This is a genomic window from Streptomyces sp. NPDC047072, from assembly GCF_040643855.1.
Lineage (GTDB): Bacteria > Actinomycetota > Actinomycetes > Streptomycetales > Streptomycetaceae > Streptomyces.
Genome location: NZ_JBEYVC010000378.1, coordinates 1 through 1059, shown reverse-complemented (window position 1 = coordinate 1059; position 1059 = coordinate 1). Strand labels below are relative to the sequence as shown.

Annotated in this window: 1 protein-coding gene; it reads right to left on the bottom strand. The window is 71.2% G+C overall.

Annotated elements, in window-relative coordinates:
• Positions 1–1016 (bottom strand): cytochrome P450 (locus tag ABZ896_RS52830; protein ID WP_360946713.1); only part of this gene is annotated, 1016 nt, incomplete at its 3' end.
• Between the last annotated feature and the right edge of the window lie 43 nt (positions 1017–1059).

The following is a 1059-nucleotide window of genomic DNA, read 5'->3' as shown; positions in this document are numbered from 1 at the left end:
GTGATGTCGAGGCGGTCGGGGTCGGGGAAGACCTCGGGGTCGCGGTTGCCGATCTCGTTGACCATGATCACGCCCTCGCCGGCCCTGATGACCTGGCCGCCGATCTCGATGTCCTCGGTCACCGCGCGCCGTCGGCCCTGGTGGGTGATGTGCAGGTAGCGCAGGAGTTCCTCGACCGCCGAGGCGACCAGCTTGGGGTCGTCGGTGTCGCGCAGGAGGGCGAGCTGGTCGGGGTGTTCCAGGAGGGCGGCGGTGCCGAGGGCGATCATGTTCGCCGTGGTCTCGTGTCCGGCGATCAGCAGGAGGAGCGCCATTTCCGTGGCCTGCCGGTGGTCGAGTTCGCCCGCGCCGACACGGCCCGCGATGCTGGAGAGCAGGTCGTCCTTCGGGTCGGCGAGTCGCTTGCCGACCAGTGTGCCCAGGTATCCGGCGATCTCCCGGGTCGCGACGCCCCGTTCCTCGGGGGTCGCGGTCGAGCGGACCATCGTCTTGGTGTTCTCCTGGAACAGCTCGTGGTCGTCGTAGGGCACGCCCAGCAGTTCGCAGATCACCAGGGAGGGGATCGGCAGGGCGAACGCCTCGACCAGGTCGGCCGGTTGGGGGCCGGCCAGGAGGTCGTCGATCAGGTCGTCGACGATCTTCTGCACGGCGGGCCTGAGCGCCTCGACCTTCTTGATGGCGAACGGCGCGGTCACCATCCGGCGCAGCCGGGCGTGTTCGGGGTCGTCCATCATGATGAAGCTGAGCTTGCCCTCGCCGCCCTCGGAGCCGGCCTTGGCGGGGTAGCCGGGCCGGTCGGTGTCGGCGCTGACCCGGGCGTCGCCCAGGATCGCCCGCTGCTCGGCGTAGCGGGTCACCAGCCAGGACTCGCTGCCGTCCCAGAGCCGGACCTTCGCCAGCGGCCCCTCCTCCTGGAGTTCGCGCAGACCGGGCGGCGGGTCGAAGGGGCAGCGGGCGGCCCGCTCCATGGGAAAGCCGGGGACTTCGGGCCGGGGCCCGGTGACGGTGTCGGCCATGGTTCTCTTGGGCGCCAGGACGGCCCGCACCGTGAGAGCGCGG